Annotated in this window: 3 protein-coding genes; 1 reads left to right on the top strand and 2 read right to left on the bottom strand. The window is 68.9% G+C overall.

Annotated features, from left to right (window positions below):
* On the top strand, nt 1-446 hold a 446-nt coding region (locus ACFPZL_RS11005), incomplete at its 5' end, for a sulfurtransferase (protein ID WP_382335422.1).
* Between the two features lie 85 nt (nt 447-531).
* Here ACFPZL_RS11005 and ACFPZL_RS11000 read toward each other — a convergent pair.
* Nucleotides 532-1,923, bottom strand: coding sequence for an aspartate aminotransferase family protein (locus tag ACFPZL_RS11000; protein WP_218115841.1), 1,392 nt, complete (start codon nt 1,921-1,923; stop codon nt 532-534).
* A gap of 135 nt (nt 1,924-2,058) precedes the next feature.
* Nucleotides 2,059-3,543, bottom strand: coding sequence for a CoA-acylating methylmalonate-semialdehyde dehydrogenase (locus ACFPZL_RS10995; RefSeq protein ID WP_218115848.1), 1,485 nt, complete (start codon nt 3,541-3,543; stop codon nt 2,059-2,061).
* Nucleotides 3,544-3,864 lie beyond the last annotated feature (321 nt).

Here is a 3,864-nt window from a genome sequence, read left to right as displayed (position 1 = left end):
CCGGCACCGTCGAGCTCCGGCCGGGTCGCCTGCCGCGGATCGAGCTCGAGGATGCGGCGGCCTTCGCGCTCGAGCACCTGCTGCTCGACGTGCGAGCGACGGAGCGCTACGCAGGCCGCCAGGAGCCCATCGACCCGCGCGCCGGGCACATCCCGGGAGCGCGGAATCTGCCGACTGGCGGGAACCTCGACGACGACGGGTGGTTCCTCCCCGTCGAGGAGCTGCGACGGAGGTTCGCGACCGCCGGAACGAAGCCGGGAACCGAGACGGGAGAGGAGCACGGGCCCGGTACGCGGATCGGCGCCTACTGCGGATCCGGCATCACCGCGAGCCACACCGTCTTCGCGCTCGCGCTCGCGGGGCGGGAGGGCGCGCTCTTCCCCGGCTCCTGGTCGCAGTGGGCGAACCACCCCGAGCTGCCCGTCGCGACCGGGGAGGCGCCGTAATCGGCACCTCCCCGGAACGCGCGAAGGCCCCGATCCTTCGCGATGCTCCTCGCGGGACCGGGGCCCTCGGGCACCCTGGAACGGGTTACGCTCCGACGTAGTACCCGTCGGCGACGGTGAGCGCCTCGTCGATGATGGCGAGACCGCGGACCAGATCCTCCTCGCCGATGATCAGCGGCGGGGCGAACTGCATGCGGTTGAAGTGCGCGAACGGCACCAGGCCGGCCTGCTTGCACGCCGCGATCACGGCGTTCATTGGGGCGGCTGCCTCGCCCGCTGCGTTGTAGGGCACGAGCGGCTCACGGGTCTCGCGATCCACCACGAGATCCAGCGCCCAGAAGAGGCCCTTGCCGCGGGCCTCGCCGACCGACTTGTGCTTCGCCACCATCTCGGCTGCCCACGGCGCCACGACGCGCTCGCCCAGATCGCGCACGTTCTCGAGCACCTTCTCGTCCTCGAAGACGTCGAAGGTCGCGATGCCCGCGGCGCAGGCCAGCGGGTGGCCCGAGTAGGTCAGCCCGCCCGGGAAGGCGCGGTCGCCGAAGGTCTCGTGGATCGCCTCGGAGATCACAACGCCGCCCAGCGGCACGTAGCCCGAGTTGACGCCCTTCGCGAAGGTGACGAGGTCGGGCTTCACGTCGTAGCCCTGGTAGGCGAACCACTCGCCGGTGCGGCCGAAGCCGACCATGACCTCGTCGCAGATCATCACGATGCCGTACGTGTCGCACAGCGCGCGCACGCCGGCCAGGTATCCGGGCGTGGGCGGCAGCACGCCGTTGGTGCCGGTGACGGTCTCGAGGATGATGGCCGCGATGGTGCTCGGGCCCTCGAGCTGGATGGTGTGCTCCAGGTGCTGGAGCGCGCGCTCGGTCTCCTGCTCCGGGGTCTCGGCGTGGAACTCCGAGCGGTAGGTGTAGGGGCCGAAGAAGTGGACGACGTTCGCGTCGATCACGCCGTTGGCCCAGCGGCGCGGATCACCCGTCATGGTGATCGCGGTCGCGGTGGAGCCGTGGTACGAGCGGTAGCGGGCCAGCACCTTCTGGCGCCCCGTGTGGTGGCGCGCCATGCGGATCGCGTACTCGTTGGCATCGGCGCCGCCGTTGGTGAAGAACACCGAGCGCGCGCCCTCGAAGGAGTGCTCGACGATGCGCTTGGCGAGCTCGCCGCGCACGTCGTTGGCGATGGCGGGCTGGATCGTGGCCAGGCGGCCGGCCTGCTCCTGGATCGCCTTCACCAGACCGGGGTGCTGGTGGCCCAGGTTCAGGTTGACGAGCTGCGACGAGAAGTCGAGGTACTCGTTGCCGTCGTAGTCCCAGAACCGCACGCCCTCGCCCTTGGCGATGGGCATCGGGCTGATCAAGTTCTGCGCCGACCACGAGTGGAAGACGTAGTCGCGGTCGTTCTGGCGCACCTCGCGCTGCGCCTCGGTGTCGCCGAAGCTCTGCGGATTGCCGTGCAGGTCGATGTAATCACTCATTGTTTGTCTCTCTCCGTAATTCCGTCATCCTGCGCGAAGGCGGCGAAGCCGTCGGAGTCGCAGGATCTCATATCGAAACGTGAGATCCTGCGACTCCGTGCGCGTTGCGCCCTCCGCGCAGGATGACGCTTCGCGTCAGCTGTTGCTCGGGAAACCGAGGTCGACCTTCGACTGCTCCGCGTTCGGCCAGCGGGTCGTGACGACCTTGCTACGGGTGTAGAAGTTGATCGACTCGGGGCCGTAGATGTGGGTGTCGCCGAAGAGCGAGTCCTTCCAGCCGCCGAACGAGAACGAGCCGACGGGCACGGGGATCGGCACGTTGATGCCGACCATGCCGGCCTCGACGTCGAACTCGAAGGCGCGAGCCGTCGCGCCGTCGCGGGTGAAGATGCCCGTGCCGTTGCCGAACTGGTGCGTGTTGATGAGCTCCAGGCCCTCCTCGTAGGTGTCGACGCGGACGACCGCGAGCACCGGGCCGAAGATCTCGTCGAGGTACACCTTGCTGTCGGTCTTCACGTGGTCGAGCAGCGAGACGCCGGTGAAGAAGCCGTTGCCCTCGAACTTCGCCTCGCGGCCGTCGACGACCACGGTCGCCCCCTCCGCCTCGGCGCCGGCGACGTAGGACTCCACGCGAGCCTTCGCCTCGGCGGTGATGAGCGGGCCCATCTCCGAGGCGGGATCGGTGCCGTCGCCGATCACGAGCTTCTCCATGCGCTCCTTGATCTTCGCGACGAGCTCGTCGCCGACGCCGCCGACGGCGACCACGACCGAGATCGCCATGCAGCGCTCGCCTGCCGAGCCGTACGCGGCCGAGACCACATTGTCGGCGGTCATGTTGAGCTCGGCGTCGGGCATCACCATCGCGTGGTTCTTCGCGCCGCCGAGGGCCTGGACGCGCTTGCCGTTGGCGGCCGCGCGCTCGTAGATGTACTTCGCGATCGGGGTGGAGCCGACGAAGCTGACGGCCTTCACGTCCGGGCTGTCCAGCAGGGTGTCGACGGCGGTCTTGTCGCCGTGCACGACGTTGAGCACGCCGTCGGGCAGGCCGGCCTCGCGGAAGAGGTCGGCGATGAACACCGAGGCGGAGGGATCGCGCTCGGAGGGCTTCAGCACCACGGTGTTGCCGCAGGCGATCGCACTGGCGATCATCCACAGCGGCACCATCACCGGGAAGTTGAAGGGGGTGATCGCCGCGACGACGCCGACCGGCTGCTTGATGGAGTGCACGTCGACGCCGGTGGAGACCTGCTCGTCGCGCTCGCCCTTCAGCAGGTGCAGCAGGCCCGAGGCGAACTCCACGTTCTCGAGGCCGCGGGCGATCTCGCCGGCGGCGTCCGAGAGGACCTTGCCGTGCTCGCTCGTGACGATGGCGGCCAGCTCGGGGGTGCGCTGCTTGAGCAGCTGGCGCAGGTTGAAGAACACATCTGCGCGCTTCGTCAGGCTGGTCTTGCGCCAGGCGGGGAGCGCGGCCTTCGCCGCGGCGATGGCCTGTTCGACGGTCGCGACGGAGGCGATGGACAGCTCGTGCTGCTCCTCGCCGGTAGCCGGGTTGTAGACCGGCTGGGTGCGCTCGGCGTCGGTGACCTTCTCACCGGCGATGACGTGGGGGATGCGTGCCATGACTGCTGGGCCCTCTTCTCTCGAATGTCTCGATTGGTCAAAGTGTTCGATGGCCCGGAGGCGCTATCCCTGCCAGTATTTCAAGGGCTCGGCTCGTTGTAAGCAGTCAGACCATCCGCACTTGCCGTCGGATTCATACAGAACGTATGATCGATGGATGCAGGATCCTGCCGACCAAGCCGATTACGCCGAGCACTCGCCGCTCCCGACGGTGCGCGAGATCCTCGCGCTGCCCGAGGTGGAGGCCGGTCGGCCGGAGCTCGTCGCGGGGGCGAGCGGCCAGGACCGCGAGGTGCGCTGGGCGCACGTCGCCGCGGGTCG

This window comes from Leucobacter soli, from assembly GCF_042659205.1.
Lineage (GTDB): Bacteria > Actinomycetota > Actinomycetes > Actinomycetales > Microbacteriaceae > Leucobacter > Leucobacter soli.
This window is presented reverse-complemented; position numbering and strand designations above follow the sequence as displayed.